Below are 20,859 nucleotides of genomic sequence, written 5' to 3'. Positions count from 1 at the left end.
CGTGCCGCGCATCTATGAGAGGAGATATTTGATGCGCATGGGCGCTACTCCATGTAGCCACCCTGAATGGCGGAAACTGCATGCTCAGTAAAGAACTTGAGCGTGCCGGAGGTATAGCGATTAGCCTTGGGCTTCCAAGCGGCTCGACGCTCGGCCAGGACGGCGTCGACCTCGGCCGGCTCCATCTCCTTACCGGCGATGCCCACGATGGACAGCGAGCGCTCGGGGATGTTGATTCGGATAAGGTCGCCTTCCTCGATCAGGGCAATCGGGCCGCCCACGGCAGCCTCGGGCGAAACGTGACCGATAGCCGGACCCTTGGAGGCGCCGGAGAAGCGGCCGTCAGTGATCAGGGCAATGCTCGCGCCCAGCTCGGGGTCGCTGGCGATAGCTTCGGTGGTGTAGAACATCTCGGGCATACCGGAACCCTTGGGTCCCTCATAGCGAATGATAACGGCATCGCCGGGCTTGACCTCGTGCGTCAGGACGGCGTGAATGGCGTCCTCCTCGCAGTCGAACGGACGGGCCTTGAGCGTAGCCTGGAACATCTCGCGCGGAACGACGGTGTGCTTGACGACCGCGCCCTCGGGAGCAAGATTGCCGTGGAGGATGGCGATGGAACCGTCGGTGCCGAAGGCCTGGTCAAACGGACGGATGATGTCCTCGCGCTTGAGATTCCACTTCTCAAGGTAACGACCGCACTTCTCGTAGTAACCGTTGTTCTTGAGGTCCTCGAGGTTCTCGCCGAGAGTCTTGCCGGTGACGGTCATAACGTCGAGGTGGAGCATCGACTTGATCTCCTCCATGATGCGCGGCACGCCGCCCGCATAGTAGAAGAACTGCGCCGGCCACTCACCTGCGGGGCGAACGTTGAGCAGGTAGTGGGCGCCACGGTGCAGGCGATCGAAGTCGTCGGCGGACATCTCGATGCCAAACTCGCGGGCAATCGCGGGGATGTGCAGCAGCGAGTTGGTGGAACCGGAGATGGCGCCGTGGACCATGATGAGGTTCTCGAAGGACTCCTTGGTCACGATGTCGCGGGGGCACAGGTTGTGCTCGGAGAGCCACACGGACTGGCGGCCGGCCTCGCGCGCAAACTCACGCAGGTCGGAGCTGGTAGCGGGCAGCAGGGCCGTGCCGGGGAGCATAAGGCCCAGGGCCTCGGCGGTAACCTGCATGGTCGACGCGGTGCCCATAAACGAGCAGGCGCCGCAGCTGGGGCATGCGTTGTGCTTGGCAAACTCAAGCTCCTCGCGAGAGATCTCGCCGCGCTCGTAACGGGCAGAAATCGCGCCGAGCTGCTCCAGGGTCAACAGATCGGGACCGGCATCCATGACACCGCCGGTAACGACGATGGAGGGGATGTTGATGCGGCCCATGGCCATAAGGTTCGCAGGCAGGCCCTTATCGCAGCTGGCGACAAAGACGCCGGCATCGAACGGGGTGGCCTTGGCGTGAATCTCGATCATGTTGGCGATCATGTCGCGGCTGGGCAGCGAGTAGTTGATGCCGTCGTGGCCCTGGGCCTCGCCGTCGCAGATATCGGTGCAGAAGTAACGGGCACCGTGACCGCCAGCCTCGGCAACGCCAGCACGGACCTCCTCGACCAGATCAAACAGGCCGGCAGAACCCGGGTGCGAGTCGCCAAACGTCGACTCGATAATGACCTGCGGCTTGTCCAGATCCTCGATGGTCCAGCCAGAGCCCAGACGCAGCGGGTCCATCTCGGGGCTGATGGTGCGGAACTTGCCGGAACGCGGCTGCAGCTTGGCAACCAGGTCGGCTGCCTCCTGCTGAATCTGTGCCTTGGTCTTCTCGTCCATGATGCTCTCCTCTTTTGATTTGAACGGTTGTACCAATCGTTGGTTAATGAATCAGGTGTAAATGGGTACCGAGCGATGCGCTCGGCAAAAGATGCTTAGCCACGCGAACTAGGCGAAGAACGAAATCACCAGGGCGCAGGCAAGACCCGAAAGGCCGATGAGCGTCTCCATAACGGTCCAGGACTTGAGGGTGGTCTTCTCGTCAATCTCCAGGAACGAGGAGCACATCCAAAAACCGGCATCGTTGACGTGCGAGAGGGCCGTGGCACCGCCGCAGATAGCAAGACAGATAGCGGCACGCATGAGCACTGAGGCTCCGGCAACCGCGGGCATGGCGGCCATAATGCCCGATGCCATGGTCATAGCGACGATGGAGCTGCCGACAGAGGCACGCACCATGACGGCAATCAAAAAGGCAACAACCACCAAAGGCAGCGGTGAAGCCTCGAGCATAGGGCCAATAACCTGGCCCAAGCCGCAGTCCTGCAGCATCCAGCGAATGACGCCGCCGCAAGCGATAACCAGCAAGATCATGCCGACGGGCTTAAGAGAGCGGTCGAGCAAGGCCTTGAGCTCAGCGCCGGAGTAGCCGCGGCGCGCGCCCAGCAGATACATCGCGACGAGCGTGGCAAACGTCAAAGCGACGAACGGCTTGCCCAGGAAGGCAAGAACCGAGGCGAGCTCGGCGGGCATGGGGATATAAGAGGACAACGTGCCCAGCAAAATCAGACAAAGCGGCGTGAGCACGATCGCGAGCACCATGCCAAAGGAGGGAAGCTCCTTGTCGTCGCTCGCCCCCTCGGCGGAAGTGAAATGCTCGGGAACGTCCGTAAAGATGCGGCCGCCCACGTTGCGGCCCCAGATGACGCCGGCAATCGCCATGGCGATGAAGGCGGTGGGGATACCGACGAGAATCATGGTGCCCAGGTCGACACCGAGCGTGCCGGCGACCAAAACCGACCCGGCCGATGGCGGCACGAACGCATAGCCAGCGGCAAGTCCCGCGAGCAGCGCGATGCCGTAGTAGAGCGTCGACTTTTTGGTCTGCGATGCCACGCTAAAGGCAAGCGGGATCAAAACGACCACGCCGGCCTCAAAGAACACCGTGGTGCCGATGACCAGACCGGTGATGCCCAGCGCCCAGCTGGAGTGGCCCTGGCCAAAGGTGTTAATGAAGGTCTGGGCGATCTTCTTGGCGCCGCCGCTCTCCTCCAAAATCTGGCCAAACATCGATCCCAGGCCAATGAGCAGGGCGATGTTTTGCAGCGTGGTGCCCACGCCCTTGGTGACGGTGTCTGCCACCATGTCGAGCGGCATGCCGGCTCCGATACCGATCACGAGCGCCGAGACCATCATCGACAGCACGGGGTGCAGCTTGAACTTGATGATGAGCGCAAGCAGCAGCGCGATGCCCACGATGGCGGCGATGACCAACCTGGTGGGGTCGGCCATAAACGTTGGGTCTGACATCTTTCCTCCAATTCATCAGACCTTTTGAATTCGTCTGATGACTATAGCGTGTTTTGGAAAGGTCTGATGTTTCATTTTGAAATTTGTTCGAAATACATCTGATGTATTTGGTAAACGGTCGTATTTGCGCTGCGAACGGTATATCTAAGCCGCCCGACTCAAATCCAGCGGCCAATATCGCATCCGTGGTGCGCTAAAATAGCTCAGATGAATTTTGTAATGAAAGGTATAGCTATGGCCCGCGCCGAATCGGGACTCCCCGAGCAAATATCGGAGAAAATCATTCAATTGATTCTGGATGAACACCTTGAGCAAGGCGATCGCCTGCCTAAGGAAACCGTGCTGGTCGAGCGCTTGGGCGCCGGCAGGAGCACCGTGCGCGAGGCCATGAAGTTGCTGCAGTCGCGCAATATCGTGCGCATTAAGCAGGGTTCGGGCACCTATGTGGCGTCAAACCCCGGCGTTGCCGACGACCCGCTGGGCTTTACCTTTATCGACGACAAGCAGCGTCTGGCGCGGGACCTACTCGAGGTGCGCTTTATGGTCGAGCCGCAGATGGCACGCATGGCAGCCGAGCACGCAACCAACGACCAGGTCGTCTGTATCAAAGAGCTCTGCGACGAATCCGAGCGCCTGGCCGAGGCCGGTGAGGATTACTCCGCCGCCGACACCGCGTTCCACAATGCCATTGCCGAGAGCTCCGGAAACCTCGTCGTTCCCCGCCTGATGGGCGTGCTCAAGGCATCCGTCCCCCTCTTTATCGACGTGACCGGCAAAAAGCTCGTCGAGGAAACTATCCGCACGCACCGCGATGTGGCCGACGCCATCGCCTCGCGCAATCCCACCGCCGCGCACGACGCGATGTATCTGCACCTGGTGTATAACCGCAACATGATCGCAGAGGGCACGCAGGAACAGGGCGAATAAACGTCCGTGCGGCAAGGACAAGACTGTCGTTCGCCTTTTAAAAGTGAACGTTCACCTGATTTTAGGAAATAAGGGGTGGCTATTACGCCGCTTCACCTATACTGACCTTGTATGAGAAGCATGACTTTTATAGATGAACGTTTCTTTTGAAAGGATCGCTATGTCTGATCTTATGGACAGCTTCCGCCTGGATGGCAAGGTCGCGCTCGTGACCGGCGCCACCTACGGCATTGGCATGGCCATTGCCGAGGCGCTCGGAGAGGCCGGCGCCAAAATCGCCTTTAACGCCCGTCACGCCGACAAAGTAGCCGAGGCCGAGAAGCACTACCGTGAGCTGGGTTTTGACGCTCACGGCTATGTTGCCGACGTCACCGACGAGGCCGTCGTTGCCGAGCTCATCGCCAAGATCGAGGCCGACTTTGGCACCACACCCGACATCCTGGTCAACAACGCCGGCGTCATCCAGCGTACCCCGATGCTCGACATGAGCGCCGAGGACTTCCGCCGCGTCGTCGATATTGACCTCAACGCACCGTTTATCGTGTCCAAGGCCTGCCTGCCCGGCATGATCGCCAAGGGCCACGGCAAGATCATCAACATCTGCTCGATGATGAGTGAGCTGGGCCGCGAGACCATCGCCGGCTATGCCGCGGCCAAGGGCGGCCTGAAGATGCTCACCAAGAACATCTGCTCCGAGTTTGGCGAGGCCAACATCCAGTGCAACGGCATTGGGCCCGGCTACATCGCCACGCCGCAGACCGCGCCGCTGCGCGAGACGCAGCCCGACGGCAGCCGTCACCCGTTTGACCAGTTCATCATTGCCAAGACGCCGGCCGCCCGTTGGGGCACGCCCGAGGACCTGAAGGGCCCCGCCGTGTTCTTGGCTTCCGATGCATCGAACTTCGTCAACGGCCACATCCTCTACGTCGACGGCGGCATTCTGGCTTACATCGGCAAGCAACCTGCTTAGGCGCTGCGCGGGCTTGAGACGGGCATCTTGCCTTTCAATCGTCGGTCGCGTACCCAAGTACGCTTCCCTCCTCTTTCAAGGCAACCTGCTCCGCCTCAAGCCCGCTCGCTCACCGCACGCCCACATTAAGGCCAATGTAATAGTTGCGGTGAAATAGTTCCTGTATAGGCCATCTATCAGGATAAATAGGAACTATTCCACCGCAAGTTAGAAATAGGAAGGTAATTCGCAATGAAAATCGCTCTGATCAATGAGAACTCTCAGAACTCCAAGAACCCTATGATCGAGGCTGCCCTTAAGAAGGTTGTCGAGCCCATGGGCCACACCGTCTTTAACTATGGCATGTATGCCGACGCCGACTCCAAGCCCCTCACCTATGTGCAGAACGGCATCCTGGCCGCCGTGCTGCTCAACTCCGGCGCTGCCGACTACGTCGTGACCGGCTGCGGCACCGGCGAGGGCGCCATGCTCGCCTGCAACTCCTTCCCCGGCGTGCTGTGCGGCCACGTTGCCGACCCGCTCGACGCCTACACCTTTGCCCAGGTCAACGATGGCAACGCCGTCGCCATGCCCTTCGCCCTCAAGAACGGCTGGGGCCAGGAGCTCAATCTCGAGTACACCTTCGAGAAGCTCTTTGGCTTTGGTTCGGGCAACGGCTATCCTGCCGAGCGTGTTGAGCCCGAGCAGCGCAACAAGAAGATCCTCGACGGCGTCCGCGCTGTGACCATGCGTCCGCTCGTCGACATCCTGGACGAGCTCGACCAGGACCTGGTGAAGGGCGCACTTGCCGGCGAGCACTTCCAGGAGTACTTCTTTGCCAACGCAACCGACGAGGCCATCATCGCCAAGGTCAAGGAGATCCTAGGCCTCTAATCGCACAACTCATTGCAGCTAACGCAAGCGGCGGTCGTCCCACGTACGGGACGACCGCCGCTTTTTACTATCTACCGACTGACGCCGCGGGGACAGGCCCCATGCACCAAGGGATTAACTAGAGCTCGCAGGCAACCTTATAGCCATCGCCGATGGCATCGCGGATGTTGCCACACTTGTTGGCATCGCCCAGCACGTGGGTGGCAACGCCGGCAGCGGCAAGGTCGTCGGCCAACTTGGTATTGGGACGGTAGCCCATCGCCAGCACCAGCGTATCGGCACCGGTGATGGTGTGGACCTCGCCGTCCTTTTCGTAGCTGATGGTGTCCTCGGTGATCTCGGTCACCTTGGCCTCGGTCAGCACGTGGACGCCCTTGGAGAGCATGCGCGTGATGAGCACCGCGCGACCGGCACCGCCCTCGTTGGCAGCGAGCGTCTTGGTCATCTCGATGACGGTGACATCGCGATTGGCCGGCGACAGGTCGTTGACCAGCGGGGCCAGGTAATCTGCTGTCTCGCAACCGACGGTGCCGCCGCCCACGATGACGATCTTCTTGCCCGGGAAAGCCTTGCCACCCAGCAGGTCGTCAGCCGTCATAACCTGCTTAAAGCCCTGCATGAAGGCCGGGGCGATGGGCTCAGCGCCATAAGCCAGGACAACCTCGTAGCCCGCGTAGTCGCGCTGAATGTCCTCGGCCGAGAGCTCGGTACCAAAGACGCACTTCACGCCCGCCTCGGCCAGACGACGATACTGATACTTGATCACACGGGTGAGTTCCTGCTTTGCCGGCGGAACGGCTGCGATACGCATCTCGCCGCCCGGTTCGTCCTGCTTGTCCACGAGCACCACGTTGTGGCCGCGCTTGGCGGCAATGAACGCCGCCTCCATGCCCGCAGGACCAGCGCCCACAACGAGCACGTTCTTGGCCTCGGCGGCAGGCTCGTAGCCAGCCTCGTCGCGCTCCACGTCCGGATTAACGGTGCAGGAGATGCGTTTGCCAAACATAATGCCGTTCAGGCAGCGCAGGCAGCCAATGCAGGGGCGAATATCGTCGGCGTTGCCGGCAGCGGCCTTGTTGCAGAACTCGGCATCACACAGATTGGCGCGGCCCATCATGCAGATGTCGGCGGCACCGTCCTCGATCAGCTCCTCGGCGATCCAAGCCTCGTTAATGCGTCCGACGGTGGCAACGGGAATGTTGACGTGCTTTTTGATCTCGCGCGAGCAGGCGGCATGCGAGGCCTGCTGAGTACCGGCGGCGGGAATTGCGGAACCGCGCTTGATGGTGGTACCGCCCGACACGTGAATCATGTCGACGCCGGCCTTCTCCAAGCGACGCGAGACATAGATCATGTCGTTGAGGGTCAGGCCGCCATCGGTGTACTCATCGCCCGAGATGCGGACGTCGATGATAAAGTCCTTGCCGCAGCGCTCGCGAATCTCGGCGATGACCTCGAGCAAAAAGCGCATGCGGGCGTCGAGCGAGCCGCCGTACTCATCGGTACGCTTGTTATAGAGCGGGGTCAAGAAACCGCCGAGCATGCCGTGGGCGTGCGCCGCATGGACCTCGACGCCATCGACACCGGCCTTCTGCATACGCACGGCAGCGTCGCCAAACTGATGCGTGAGCTCGTGAATCTCATCGACCGTAATGGGGCGCGGCGCCTCGCGGGCATAGGACGGGCCCACAAAGGACGGAGCGATCAGGCGCGGCGTACCCGGAATGTTAAAGGCCATGTAGGCGGGGTGGAAGAGCTGCGGCATGATCTTGCAGCCATACTCGTGGACGGCCGCGGCGAGCTTTTCCCAGCCAGGGATAAACGTGTCGTCGTAGCAGCACATGTCACCCGGCAGATAGGTATAGGTAGGCTCGACCGTCACGACCTCGGTGATGATGAGGCCCACGCCGCCCTTGGCGCGGGCACGGTAATGATCGACCAAGTCGTCGGTCACATAGCCATGATCGGCCAGGTTGGTGGACACCGGCGGCATAAAGACGCGGTTCTTGACCTCGGTCGTACCGACCTTGATCGGGCTAAAGAGCATTGGATAGGCAGAGGACTCCATACAGGGTTCCTTTCATTTGAGCCGCTCGGCGGCAGTTGCTGACGTACCTATCGTACCAGCAACCGTGCAGCACCCGACCGCACGCGCTCCCCCAGTCTCTGCTCAACCCCCAAAAAGTTGCGGTGGAATACGGAGTAGATAAGGCTTTTGACAGCCAAAACAGTCCGTATTTCACCGCAGCTGATGGGTGGGATGGAGTTAGAGGCCCAGATAGGTAGTCATGCCTTCGACGGCGAGCTTGGCGCCGGCTACGGCGTGAACAACCGTCAGCGGGCCGTTAACCACGTCGCCGGCGGCAAAGACGCCAGGCACGGTGGTCATACCGTTCTCATCGACCGAAAGCAGGCCACGATGGTCGGTCTCTAGGCCGCCCGTTGTAAGCACAAGCTTGTCTTTGGGCACCTGCGAAGCTGCAATCACAACTGTGTCGGCAGACGCATGGTCGAGCTCCTCCTCGTAGCCCACCACGTTGTTGTCCTCGTCAAAGATAGCCGTCTCGAACACCGGACCGTTATCGTCGATGGCGCAGATCGCCTTGCCGCACACAATCTCGGCACCGTCAAGCTCGGTCAGCTCGACCTCGTCGTCGATGGCCGAGATATGGCGCGAGCGTGCATACACAGTGACCTTGCGAGCACCCGAACGCAGCGCCGTGCGGGCCACATCCATGGCCACATTACCGGCACCGATGACCGCCACGTTCTGCCCGATCGCCACGCTCGAGGGATCGACCAGGTAATCGATACCAAACAGCACGTTGCCGCGCGACTCGCCGGGAATGCCCAGTTTGCGGGCACGCCAGGTACCGGTACCAACAAAGACCGCATCGTAGCCGTCGCGCAGCAGGTCGTCGATATGCAGCGCGCCACCGATGGTGGTCGAGGGGCGCACGCGCACGCCAAGCGAGCACATCACATGACGGTACTTTTGCACGAGCGCACGGGGCAGGCGGAACTCGGGGATACCGTATTCCAGCACACCGCCGATCTCGGGCCGCTGCTCAAAAACAGTGACGGCGCAACCCAGCTGCGCCATCTTAATTGCCACGGTAATGCCGGCTGGGCCGGAGCCGACCACGGCGACCTGCTTGCCGCGCGACGGCGCGGGTCTCCACCCTTTGCGGTCCAAATACGCCGTGGAGATATAGTTCTCGATGCTCGAGAAATGTACGGGTGTGCCCTTGCGGCCCTGGATGCAAGCACCCTCGCACTGGCCCGAATGGTTGCACACCATGGAGCAGACCGCACTCATGGGATTGTTCTGGAACAGCAGCTCGCCTGCCTCTTCTAGACGACGCTGTTTGAACAGGTCAATGACCTGCGGAATAGGCGTCTGAACCGGGCAGCCCTTAAGCTGACAGAATGCCCTTTTGCAACCTAGGCAACGATTCGCCTCTTCGACAATGTGGATAGCCACGCAACTCCCTTTTTTGATTCAATCCAATGGGGCGACGATAAAGACCCTTCACCGCCGCCCCCATACAGGTAATCTCAATCTGCCGACACGGCAAAAGCCAATGCTATAACTCGCGATGCGAAGCCCCGCAGCGAGCGGACATGTGCTCGAGTGTCGCCAGGCAGTCAGCCGCCGTCGCCGGCACGCTGTTCTCGACCACGCAGGGAATCCCAGGGCAGGCGGCAGCCGCCCAGGCCACCACGGGCTCAAAGTCATAGCGACCCGTCTCGCCCACGCCGTGGCACACCAGGCGTGAACCCGTACCGTCGCACCAACCTGCTTCGTCCTCGTTATCAACGACCTCAAAATCCTTGGCGTGCAGCACGCGGATCTTACTGCCGCATAAGTAGAGCATGCGCGCTGTGATTTCCTGCGCTTCGTCAACGACACTGGGATGCAGCAGCGACACTGGGTCATAGATCACGCCGAGCGACGGGCTCGAGACGCGCTCCAGTACCTCACGGCAGCGATCTGGCGTATTAACCGTCTCGTTCCAACCGGGCTCGATCAGTATTTGCCCACCCACGGCCTCGGCCCGATCGCAGACGCGTGCAAGCCCGTCTGCAAACGTATCGAGTGCCTCGTCGGTCATGCGGTCGTCCGCGACGCGGTTCTGCGCATTGGGGCGACCGGTCTCGGTGCCAACCGGGCATCCGCCGAGCATCTGGGCAAAGTTCAAGCATGCCTCGTACTCGGCAAAGTTATCCATGAGCTGTTGGCGATCGGGCATCGCCAAATTCTTATAGCAGCCGAGCACGGCGACCGAAACGCCCGCCTCGTCGAGCACCGCGCGCAAATGGTCGGCAAGCTCGCGGGTCAGGCCGCCTCGATCGATCCCCATCGATGCGTAGAGCACCTTGCTCGGCAGCTGAATGCACGAAAATCCCAGCTCTCCTGCCATGCGAATGCGTTCCTCTACGGTCCCCTGCGGAAGGTCGTGTAAACGTACGCCCGGAGTAATGGCCTCCATGCTATTCACACCCCTTACGGGCATTGATGCCCGGAGTGTATCCGCCAAACGGGTCCTCGATGGAGCACACGCCCGAGGGAGCAAGCGGGTCGTGCCTGCCGGCCAGTTTGTCGTGATGCATGGTCTCGATATAGGCAAGCACCAGCGGCGCCACACCCTTTGCATCGTTTTTGACGATAGGCTCGCTCATGTAGTAACCAAACGTGCCCTCGCGGTGCGCGGTGTTTCCCAAGCCCGCGACCAGGCAGATGTTGTCGAGCGCCAGCTGGCCATCGTGCTCGGAAAGGCAGGTCTCGCAGATGCCGTCGAAGGCGCGACGGCCGTACTGGTAGTAGCGCTCACCCAACACGCCCAGACGCACGCCCTTCATGATGGCGTTGGCAAAGATCGCGCTGCCCGACTCCTCCAGGTAGTTGGGGGCGATATTGGGCAGGTTGATGACCTGGTGCCACATGCCGGTCTTCTCGTCCTGATACGGCAGCATGGCGTCGATCAGATCGTGGAACATCTTGCGGATCTCGTCCTTCTCGGCCGACATCGAAGGCGGCATAAGCTCCCAGGTGTCGATGAGCGCCATGGCAAACCAGCCCTCGGCGCGCAGCCAGAAGTTAGCCGAAAGGCCGGTGACCGGGTCGCACCAGAACTGTTTGCGGCTCGCGTCGTAAGCGTGATAGTACAGACCGTTGAGGGGGTTGCGCATCAGGTCATGCACAACCTGGAACATATGGAAGCTGTCCGAGCAGGCACGACGGTTGTGGAAGCTCAGCTCATACTGCATGTAGAACGGCTGCGCCATATACATGCCGTCGAGCCAGATCTGGTTGGGATAGACGGCCTTGTGCCAAAACACGCCCTCTTTGGTACGCGGCTGGGTTTCGAGCTGACGATAGATGGTATCCATGGCGGCGCGATACTTGGGCTTGCCCACCAGGTCATAGAGCTTGTAGAGGGTCTTGCCCGCATTGACGTTATCGAGGTTGTACTCCTGCGGGTTGTAATGCTTGATGGTGCCGTCGTCCTGGACAAAGAAATCGATGTAGTCGTCGGCAAAGGTCAGGTAGCGCTGCTCGCCCGTGATCTCGTACAGTTCGATGAGCGCCTTGATCATGCAGCCGTCGATATAGTTCCAGGTGTTCTCCTTACCGGCACGAATCTTTTCGATATTCCAAGCCGGCGCCTGCGGCGTAGAGGTTTCGATCAACTGCTCGATATAACGGTCCAGGATTTGATTGCAACCCATTGCTGTCCCCTCTGACGTTAATGATAGGTGAACGTTACCCCTAGTGTAACGCGAACGGGGAATATAGGGTGAACGTTAACCCTATATTCCCCGCAAACGGCAGACTTTTAGCGGCAAACGGCGGTGAGACCCGCGGCGATGCGATGCGCCAGGCGCTCATAGCCGGCAGGACTGTAATGCAGACCGTCCGGCATATAGAGCTCGCGGTGCTCCGGCAAAAACGGGCTGATGCCGCTTTGCGCATACAGGTCAATCACCGGCACGGAGTAGCGGTCGCAGACTTCAAGCATCGCTCGCACGTAGGCGGCCTGCGTCAACCCCAGGTGGTTGAGCTCGTCGCTTGCCGGGATATCCTTCTCGTGCTTACCACTCGTCTTGCATGGCGTCATAAACACGAGCTTTGCCTGAGGTGAGCGCGCCGTGATGGTTCGGATCAGATAGTCGACCGCACCATAGAACTCATGCACATCGGTGCTGCCCAACTCGCCAAGCGGCACGTTGCGGCTAAAGTCGTTAACGCCGCCAAAGACAACATAGACATCGGCCGCATCGTCGATGCCGTCCAAGCGCTCGACAAATGAATCGCTGCGGTCGGCCTTGATGGCGATACGCGAACCCTTGATGCCAAAGTTCTCGACGACTGCACCTCCCAGCAACGCGCCCAGATGCGAAGTCCAAGAGATGTCGTTGCCGCCTGCGCCGCATCCGTTATCCCCCCATGTGGTCGAATCGCCAAAGCAGCAAATGGTCGATTCACTCAAGTTCTTCGTTTCCATAATCTTCTCCTCATCCGCCCATTGGCGGCCATACAGGTACGTACCGTTTATTTGCAGCATGCCGAGGGGCTATGCACGGTCGCATTTCGCAACGTGCGAATCGAGCCATTCGATATCCTCGACAAGATGTGTCACTCCCAGATGGTGTTCACCCGGACACACCTCGTGCCGCAGGCCATCTCTGCGACTCAGCAACTTGTAGGCATCGAGCACGATCTCGAGCTGTTCATCGACATTTTTCAGCCCGCGCGAACCGTTCAGATGATCTTCTTCGCAGCTCTGCACTAACAACGGGCGCGGCGCAATAAGCGAGGCAATATCGCCCATGTCGAGCAAGCGCCAAAGTCCGGGTGTGTAGTTGCAGCTGCAATTGCCGTTGAGGTGCAGCAGCGAATCATCGACACCGTACAGGTAGCCCGAGACAAACGTCTTACATACGCGTGGGTCGAGCGCCGCCAGATACAGCGTCATGTATCCGCCGCCCGAAAAGCCAAAACAGCCCAGGTCGTCCATGGCAATGTCGCCGCGCGCCTCTAGGTAATCGATCAGACGCATGTTGTCCCAGACGTTGAGGCCCGCGACCGTAAGACCCAGTGGCTCGGCCATACGTGCCTGGTTTAGGCACGTCCCTCGCAAGTAACTGTTCTCGTCATCGCCCTGACCCTTCCAGTCACGACGGTATCCCCAACCGCGTGCGTCGGGGCAGACGGTCACGTAACCCATACGCGCCAAACGTAGACCGTAGTCGTAATTGAACTTACGCACGGCATCATCGACCGCCGGCACGCCCGTCACGCCCGCAACACTTGCGGCGCCTGCTCCCTGATGGCCATGCGGGCAGATATAGCAACACTTGCGGCCGCGCGCATCGAGCTTAGGCGACTGCGGCTCGAGCAGGTAGAACGGCATCCAAACGTCGCGCTCCACCTGCAGCATCGCATGGGTGCGCACGATGCCGCCGGCAACCCGCACACGGCTGAGTTCACGAATCTCAATCGGGGCGCGGTCCATAAGCGAAAGGCCCAAAACATCGCACAGGCGAGTCCTGGTCGCAATCTTCCATGCCTCAAAATCTGCAGGAGTCTGGCCCGCAAATGCGGCAGAGCGCCCCTCGCGCTTCAGCCGGGCACGCAGCGCAGGCTCGTCTTCGCAGTACGTCTCGATGTGCACGGTGCGACCATTGGCAGATAGCCCAGCCGTCTCAACCGCATCACCGTCGCCGCCCTCGGGATCCCAGCCGTCCCCACCGGCAAGCACCTGCTCGCGAGCGTACCCGGCGGCAGCCATCACATCGAGTTCATTCGCCCACGGCACCCAGCCGGTAGTATCACCCGCCGGCCCATGCAGAATCGCGCCAGCATACTGCACGCAGTTGTGTGCCGCCGGCTTATTCCAATCCCACCAGCCTTCGCGCTTGATATGTCGCCCCAGCCAGCAATCGATCAGCACAGTTTGCGCCCATTCGCGCCAAGGACGACCCAGGTAGACCGAATCCGGCGCCACGCCATCCGGAGCTGTAAACGAACAGCCGTGGAACACAAAGCCGTGCGGCTCGCCTTCGGGCGTCGACGCCGCCGTCACGTAGCCGTTCACGTCCATATCGCGGTTGAGCGAGCGAATCTCGCACCCCTCAAAGTAGGCACGCGCGCCGCCAAAGATAAAGTCGACATCGCCCTCGATCCGGCAACGTCGAAAATACTGGCGCCCCACCCGGCGCGGCGCATACTGTTTGGGTCCTATAAACCCGCCCGGTTTGGCCTCATGCGGCGGCAGCGGACCCAAAAACAGCGTGTCTTGGTGTCCCTTAATGCAGCAGGCATCGACAACCAGACGGTCGCCATCAGCATACAGGGCAATCGCTTGACCGACCTCGCGCCCATCGCCCGCATCGTTTTCGATCGTGAGGTTCTCGAGCCGTACGTCGTCGGCATCGACAAAAACGGTATAGGTCCTAAACGTGCCGAGCGTGCCGTCGACGCCCGAGCCGTCCTCCGAAGGCATCTTGGCACCCAGACTGCCCACGATACGCACGCTGTCGGCCGTCTCTCCCTCAATCGTCACATGCGAGCGATGAATCTCGACCCGCTCGCAATACTCGCCCGGATCGACGCGAATCATCACCGGTTGCTCGGCATCCGGATAGAGCTGATCGGCTGCCGCCAAGGCATCGGAAATCGTTGGATACGCTCCTGCCGCAGCCCTCGAAACGCGCAGCGTATAGATACTTTCGCTCATCGTCCATCACGCTCCCATGCAACGAACTGCTCGGGCCAGCCCTGAACCTGTGGCTGAATATGCTCGGCGCAGCCCTTAAATGCCGTTTGGGCCGTGGCGAGCGATGCCCCATGCTTTCCATGCGGAAAGACATGTAGGCTAAAGCCAATCCCGTGGTCGGCAAGAGCCTGCGCAAGAAGGAGGCTATTTTGAACTGGTACCGATGCATCCTCGGCGGTATGCCACAAGAACGTACGGGGGAAGCCATCGCCCACCATATTCTCGATCGACAACTTTTGAGCCAAAGCGCCATCGGCACCCGTTAGGTGTTCAAACGAACCACGATGAGCATAGGCCCCCGAGCTTACGACCGGATAGCCCAAGCAAAGTGTGTCAGGCCGAATCGACTCAGGCGATGCCGAAATCGACTCTGCAAGCCAGGGTTGGTCCCAAAGCGCCCCGAGCAAGCCAACTAGATGCCCACCGGCCGAAAAACCCATGACCGTAATCCGATCAGGATCGACACAGTACTCTGCCGCATGGCTTCGGACGGTATCGACCGCCCGCGCGAGTTCTTGCAATGCCAGCGGATAGACAGCCGGAGCAACCGAATAGTTCAGTACAAACGCTTGGTAGCCCATCGCCAACAAACGGAGCGCTACCGGCTCGCCTTCGCGCGGCGAAACGTGATCGTAGCCGCCTCCTGGCACGACCACAACTGCAGGCAGCGGTTTTAAAGCATAAGCATCTTCGGTCGGGGCAAAAACAAAAGACGTAATCGTGGCAGACGAGCCATCGACCCCGACAGGAATCGTTTTATTGAGCATGTATTCCCTTTCACCATGATGCGTAGCGCAGCGCACACGGCCGTATCGCACAAGGGCTGCATTGCCGATTTATCCGACAATGCAGCCCTGGTCATCAACCCGAGTTAGGAACGGACAACCTTGTCGACGTTCTGGAGCTGCAGTTCCTCGCCGTCCTGGCCCTCGATCACCACATTTTGCAGGTCGAGTACCTTGACGTTTTGCGCGATGATGCCCTGGCGCACCATGGGCTCAACGCCGCAGGCCATGGCCGGGACAAAGGGCTCGGCATCCGGCGCGAAGGTCGCGTGGACATCCTGGAACGTCAGGCGCGTCACTTTGCTCTCGGGCAGGCCCGTGATGTAAGCAGCAGCCGCGTGGCAGTTAGTAGCCTCGATATCACAAAACGTCGTGGCACCAAAGCCAGGTGTGCGGTCGTCGACGGGCAGTGCCTCGCGAGACTGCACGTAGTCGGTCTTGCCGTCCTTGTCGCAGAAGTAGAACGAGTTGACCACGAAGGGCGTAAGCACCTCGTCCATACGAATGTGCTCGAAGGTGATGCCCTCGTTAACGGCGTCCTTGCCGCGACCGCGGCGGGTCTTGACGCGCAGGCCGCGGTCGGTGCGCTCAAAGAGGCACTTGCTCACGGTAAGGTCCTTGATGCCGCCGGCAGCCTCTGAACCCAGGACCACGGCGCCGTGACCATCGTGCATGTAGCAGTGAGAGATCAGCACGTCGTGCGTGGCGGGACGAAGCTCGGGCTCAATGCCCAGCTTGCCGCTCTTGACGGCGATGCAGTCGTCACCCACCGAGAACTGGCAGCCCAAGATGCGGACAAAGCCGCAGCTCTCAGGATCGAAGCCGTCGGTGTTGTGGGAGTTCTTGGGACCCTCGATGGACAGGCAGAGCGCATCGACGTGCTCGCACAGGATGGGGTGGATGTTCCACGCCGGGCTGTTGCGGACGGTGAAGCCAGCCAAGCTCACGTTTTGGCACTCGGACAGGAAGATCATGCGCGGACGGGCGACCTCGCGGCCCTCCTCCGGGCGAAAGATGTTCTTAAAGTCCTTGTTCCACCAGTTGTCCTCGGCAAAATCGGTCTGACCGTCAATCGCGCCGCGACCATAGATGCACACGTCGTGCACGCCCAGACCCGTAAAGGTAGAACAGTAGGTCGAGAAGCTCTCCCCCTCCCAGCGGCCCAGGGGCAGCATATCGGTACCGGCATAACCGGCGCCCTCGTTGCCCGTGACCGTTCCCGGAATGTAGGCAAGCGCGGCACGATCGTGGCGGGCCAGCAGCACCGCTCCCTCGGCGAGCTCGATGTTGATATTGCTCTTAAGGAAGAGAGACTTGATGCGATAACTACCGGCGGGGATCAGCACGCGGCCACCCTTGGGGCAGGCCATGATGGCAGCCTGGATGTTGGTGGTGTCATCATGCTCGGCATCGCCCTTGGCGCCACAGTCGCGAACGTTGATGGTAAAGGGCTCAGCCGGCGTGGTGACACCTACGCTCAGCTCACGCTCGCCACAGACAAAACGGACCAGGTTGCGCTTGCCGGGGGTCAGGCCGTCGACATAGGTCTCGACCGTATTCGTGGTACCGGCGGGCTCGTCGTTGACAAAGATCTCCCACGTATCGGCGCAGGTAAAGTAACCGCCGTCGTCAAGCTCGATAACCGCCGCGCGCGCGTTGCGCCAGATAACGTTCGTCTCCATGGGTTTCTCCCTCAAAATGATGCTCTAAAGGCAAATTGTACGCTGTTGAAAAAGGGCCGTGCCTGCCGGCGGAATTCCGGTGGCACGGCCCTGTGATTTGGACGATATGTCGGCCTTACTCGGCGGGAGTTACGCTACCGTCCTGGAAGCCAACGTTGTTGTGGGCAAAGCAGTCCTCGTACTTAAAGCCGGAGAGCTCCTCGCAAAGCGCCTTGACCTCGGGCTTGACGTCGGCCATCTTGCCACCCTCCTTGACTCGGTGAATCTCGTCGCAAAGGACGTCGCACTGCTCCTTGTCGATCTTGATGCCGCGGGCAAGGACGGCCGCAAGCAGGAAGAAGCCGGCGCAGCCGATGATCATGTAGCCGCAGATATACAGAGGCACGGTAGCGGGCTGGGTCACGGCGTCGCTATTGCCGGCGGTCTGAATGAAGCCGGAGGCAGCAAGGACGATAGCCCACACGTTGACGGCGATAGCCTGGGCGATCTGCTGGCAGAGCTGCTGCGCGGAGCTGTAGATGCCCTCGCGACGACGCAGGGTGATGAGCTCATCGACATCGGGGATGTAGTTGAGCAGAACATCGGGCAGGTACTGGAAGCCGACGTAGAAGAACTTCCAGATGGCGAAGATGATGGGGTAGGCGATCATGGCGATGGCGACCGTGGAGGTGCCATTGATCTGACCAAAGGCGAAGTAGTTGTAGGCGATGATGCACGCAGCGCAACCGACGTTGGCCAGGTACCAAGACTTGTGGAAGCCCTTCTTGGCCATGAGAGCGACCCAGATGGCGGTGCAGACGATAGCGACGACCTTGCCAGGCATCTCCATCACGGACTCGTAGGACTTAGGAATCTGCAGGCAGTAGACGATGAAGAAGGACAGGCAGGCAGACCAGCAGGCAGCAGCGAGCTTCGTGGAGACCTGTGCGTACAGGACCTTGCGGAAGGACTTGTTGCGGAAGGTGGAGATTACGTCGATGAAGAACTTCTTGATACCCTCGCCGACGCTCTCGATCTTCTCCTGAGCGACCTCCTCGGGGGTGTGCTCCCACGTGGACAGGTACACGCAGAGCAGCGAGATTGCCATGACCGAAGCGTTGATCGTAGCGATGATGAAGTAGCTGAACGGGTTGGTCTCGCCGAAGGTGCCAAAGCCGAAGCCCACAAGTGCAGCCATCAGGAAGCCGGCGGCGTTACCAAAGAGATGCTTGTAGCCGGTGAGGTACGTACGCTCCTTGAAGTCGTCGGTCATCTCGATGGTAAGCGGCGACAGGTTGGCGGTGCAGAACGTATACGCGACGTTGTAGATCAGGTACAGCACAAAGTAGTACGGGAAGCCAAACGGCGTAGCCACGAAGATGAGCGGCTCGGCGATCATCATCGGGATGGCCAGCAAGATCCAGAAACGACGACGACCAAAGATGCGGCCAATCTTGGTGGCATAGAAGTTATCGGCCACAAAGCCCATCAGCGGGCAAAGAATAGCGTTGACATAGATGGCAAACGAGCTGATCAGTGCAGCCTCGCCTGCGGACAGGCCACACTCCGTGGACAGGAACAGCACCATGTAGCTGTGCGTAAAGGTCAGGGCACCGGAATTGAGCATACCGCCCATACCAAAGCCCAAGCGCGTCCAGAATGTGATCTTACGCTTTTTTCCGATCTTATTAGTCATCGAGCTCCCTCTCTTTTCTCGATTGTCTTGCAGCAAGACATTGGAGTCCACACTGACATCTGTCTGCCCAGCGTTCAGGGTGAACGTTTAGTTAGATTATGCGCGATTGCTTATGACAGGTGAACGTTCACTTGAATAATATCCTTGAACGGTCGATTTTTACCGCTGAACGGACACAATTGAGATCCTCACACCTATTTTCTGCTGGTAAGGGTGCCATGCTGGACAGCCATGAGATAGGTGAACGTTTATCAGATTTTCCAACATATTCACTTAACCACGAAACGAAAAAGCCCCGCCGGGAACACTCCCGATGGGGCCGGTGACATCTCGCTATGCTTGGGCGCACTTGCCGCTACAAGCAGACGCCGTCCTTCCAGATACTGATCTCGTGACAGCCACGGCGCTCAGCACTCGTGAGCTTACCGCTCGCCGTCTCCAGCACCAGCTGGTACAGATCGTGGGCAGCCTCGTCGAGCGTACGCTCACCCGTGGCAATCACGCCAGCGTTAAAGTCCATCCAGTTGGCCTTGTGGTCGCACAAACGCTGATTGGTGAACACCTTGAGGGTAGGCGCCGGCGCGCCAAACGGTGTGCCGCGGCCGGTCGAGAACAGAATCACGTGGCAGCCGGCAGCCGTCAACGCCGTGGTGGATACCATGTCGTTGCCCGGACCGCACAGCATGTTCAGGCCGTGTTTATTTGCCTGGCCGGCATACGGCAGCACGTCGACGATGGGGGCAGATCCGCCCTTTTGCACGCAGCCGCAGCTCTTGTCCTCGAGCGTGGTAATACCGCCGTCCTTGTTGCCGGGACTCGGGTTCTCATAAACGACCTCGCCGTGGCTAATAAAGTAGTCCTTAAATCCATTGAGCATGTCGGAGGCAGCGTTAAAGACCTGCTCGTTCTCGCAACGGTCGAGCAGGATGCTCTCCGCGCCAAACATCTCGGGCACCTCGGTAAGCACCGACGTGCCGCCACGGGCGACGACCATATCGCTCACGCGACCGATCGTGGGGTTGGCGGTAATGCCCGAAAGACCGTCGGAGCCGCCACACTTAAGACCAATGACCAGCTCGGAGGCCAAAATGGGCTCACGCTTGGCTTGCTTGGCCAGGTCAGCCAGCTCGGCCAGAATCTTGTGGCCCTCGATTTGCTCGTCGGCTACATCCTGGCAGCTGAGAAAGCGAACGCGCTCGTGATCGAAGTCACCGAGCTCGTCGAGCACCTGCTGGTGCGTGCAGTTCTCGCAACCGAGCGACAGGAATAGCACGCCGGCCGCATTAGGATGACGCGAGAGCGCCACCAGCAGACGACGCGTCTGGGCATGGTCGGCGCCGGTCTGCGAGCAGCCAAAGGGATGCGGGAAGTAGTAAACACCCTCCAGCGAGCCATCGACCAGATCCTGGGCCTTCTCACACATGGCACGGGCGACTTCGTTGACACAGCCGACCGTGGGGATGATCCACAGCTCGTTGCGCGTCGCGGCACGACCGTCGGCGCGGCGGAACCCCATAAAGGTCTCAGGCTCAACGGGATCCACGACCGGATGCGTGGGGTTGTAGGTGTACTCGACCTCGCCCGAAAGGTTGGTCTTCACATTGTGCGTGTGGAGCCACTGACCGGGCTGGACATCGCCCGTCACGTGTCCGATAGGAAGGCCGTACTTAATGACGTCCTCGCCGGCGGCAATCGAGCGCACAGCCATCTTGTGGCCTTGCGGAATATCCTCCGCGGCCACGACCTCGCCCACCCCGGGAACCGCGACGGCGGTGCCCTTGGCAAGCGGCGACAGCGCGACGATCACGTTGTCGGCCGGATTGATCTGGATAGTGTTCATTGCAAATGGTCCTAACCCTACAGGTTGAGCA

The 20,859-nt window shown here is 60.2% G+C and carries 15 protein-coding genes; 3 read left to right on the top strand and 12 right to left on the bottom strand.

All coding sequences use genetic code 11. The features are described from left to right. Window positions 1-44 precede the first annotated feature (44 nt). Window positions 45-1,823: a dihydroxy-acid dehydratase gene (gene ilvD, locus ARB25_RS04085; protein ID WP_216595106.1), complete on the bottom strand. Its 1,779-nt coding sequence runs from the start codon at window positions 1,821-1,823 to the stop codon at window positions 45-47. Window positions 1,824-1,931: 108 nt separating this feature from the next. Then, window positions 1,932-3,293: a GntP family permease gene (locus tag ARB25_RS04080; RefSeq protein ID WP_055286004.1), complete on the bottom strand. Its 1,362-nt coding sequence runs from the start codon at window positions 3,291-3,293 to the stop codon at window positions 1,932-1,934. A gap of 234 nt (window positions 3,294-3,527) precedes the next feature. Here ARB25_RS04080 and ARB25_RS04075 point away from each other — a divergent pair, with 234 nt between their 5' ends. From ARB25_RS04075 to ARB25_RS04065, 3 genes are all read left to right on the top strand, one after another. Next, window positions 3,528-4,220: a FadR/GntR family transcriptional regulator gene (locus ARB25_RS04075; protein ID WP_055286002.1), complete on the top strand. Its 693-nt coding sequence runs from the start codon at window positions 3,528-3,530 to the stop codon at window positions 4,218-4,220. A gap of 160 nt (window positions 4,221-4,380) precedes the next feature. Further along, window positions 4,381-5,190 carry a gluconate 5-dehydrogenase gene (locus tag ARB25_RS04070; protein ID WP_055286000.1) on the top strand — a complete coding sequence of 270 codons (810 nt, stop codon included), beginning with the start codon at window positions 4,381-4,383 and terminating at the stop codon, window positions 5,188-5,190. A 231-nt stretch (window positions 5,191-5,421) separates the two neighbouring features. Further along, window positions 5,422-6,063 (top strand): RpiB/LacA/LacB family sugar-phosphate isomerase, encoded by a 642-nt coding sequence (locus ARB25_RS04065; RefSeq protein WP_055285999.1) that lies wholly within the window; start codon window positions 5,422-5,424, stop codon window positions 6,061-6,063. A 118-nt stretch (window positions 6,064-6,181) separates the two neighbouring features. Here ARB25_RS04065 and ARB25_RS04060 read toward each other — a convergent pair whose 3' ends face one another. The 10 genes from ARB25_RS04060 to ARB25_RS04015 form a co-directional block, all read right to left on the bottom strand. After that, window positions 6,182-8,131, bottom strand: a complete 1,950-nt coding sequence (locus tag ARB25_RS04060) for an NAD(P)/FAD-dependent oxidoreductase (RefSeq protein WP_055285997.1) — start codon at window positions 8,129-8,131, stop codon at window positions 6,182-6,184. 198 nt (window positions 8,132-8,329) lie between these two features. Beyond that, complete coding sequence (locus ARB25_RS04055) at window positions 8,330-9,547, bottom strand: FAD-dependent oxidoreductase (RefSeq protein WP_055285995.1); 1,218 nt, start codon at window positions 9,545-9,547, stop codon at window positions 8,330-8,332. A 103-nt stretch (window positions 9,548-9,650) separates the two neighbouring features. Continuing rightward, entirely contained in the window at window positions 9,651-10,556 is a 906-nt protein-coding gene (locus ARB25_RS04050; RefSeq protein ID WP_055285993.1) for a sugar phosphate isomerase/epimerase family protein, read from the bottom strand. Between the two features lies 1 nt (window position 10,557). Beyond that, the gene (locus ARB25_RS04045) at window positions 10,558-11,796 is read right to left on the bottom strand and encodes a glycoside hydrolase family 88/105 protein (protein ID WP_055285991.1); all 1,239 of its coding nucleotides are present in this window, start codon (window positions 11,794-11,796) and stop codon (window positions 10,558-10,560) included. A gap of 107 nt (window positions 11,797-11,903) precedes the next feature. Continuing rightward, complete coding sequence (locus tag ARB25_RS04040) at window positions 11,904-12,572, bottom strand: SGNH/GDSL hydrolase family protein (protein WP_229090562.1); 669 nt, start codon at window positions 12,570-12,572, stop codon at window positions 11,904-11,906. Between the two features lie 69 nt (window positions 12,573-12,641). Beyond that, window positions 12,642-14,807, bottom strand: coding sequence for a pectinesterase family protein (locus tag ARB25_RS10135; RefSeq protein WP_070100731.1), 2,166 nt, complete (start codon window positions 14,805-14,807; stop codon window positions 12,642-12,644). Then, window positions 14,804-15,613, bottom strand: a complete 810-nt coding sequence (locus ARB25_RS04030) for an alpha/beta hydrolase (RefSeq protein WP_055285987.1) — start codon at window positions 15,611-15,613, stop codon at window positions 14,804-14,806. The genes ARB25_RS10135 and ARB25_RS04030 overlap by 4 nt, the downstream gene beginning before the upstream one ends. A 104-nt stretch (window positions 15,614-15,717) precedes the next feature. Continuing rightward, on the bottom strand, window positions 15,718-17,313 hold the full coding sequence (locus ARB25_RS04025) for a glycoside hydrolase family 28 protein (protein WP_055285986.1): 1,596 nt from the start codon (window positions 17,311-17,313) through the stop codon (window positions 15,718-15,720). A gap of 115 nt (window positions 17,314-17,428) precedes the next feature. Continuing rightward, window positions 17,429-18,988, bottom strand: coding sequence for an MFS transporter (locus ARB25_RS04020; RefSeq protein ID WP_055285984.1), 1,560 nt, complete (start codon window positions 18,986-18,988; stop codon window positions 17,429-17,431). Window positions 18,989-19,343: 355 nt separating this feature from the next. Continuing rightward, window positions 19,344-20,828 carry a UxaA family hydrolase gene (locus tag ARB25_RS04015; protein ID WP_055285982.1) on the bottom strand — a complete coding sequence of 495 codons (1,485 nt, stop codon included), beginning with the start codon at window positions 20,826-20,828 and terminating at the stop codon, window positions 19,344-19,346. Between the last annotated feature and the right edge of the window lie 31 nt (window positions 20,829-20,859).

Source organism: Collinsella aerofaciens, assembly GCF_001405375.1.
Lineage (GTDB): Bacteria > Actinomycetota > Coriobacteriia > Coriobacteriales > Coriobacteriaceae > Collinsella > Collinsella aerofaciens_F.
Note: the sequence above shows the minus strand (reverse complement) of the source record. Positions and strands in the feature narration are given on the sequence as shown.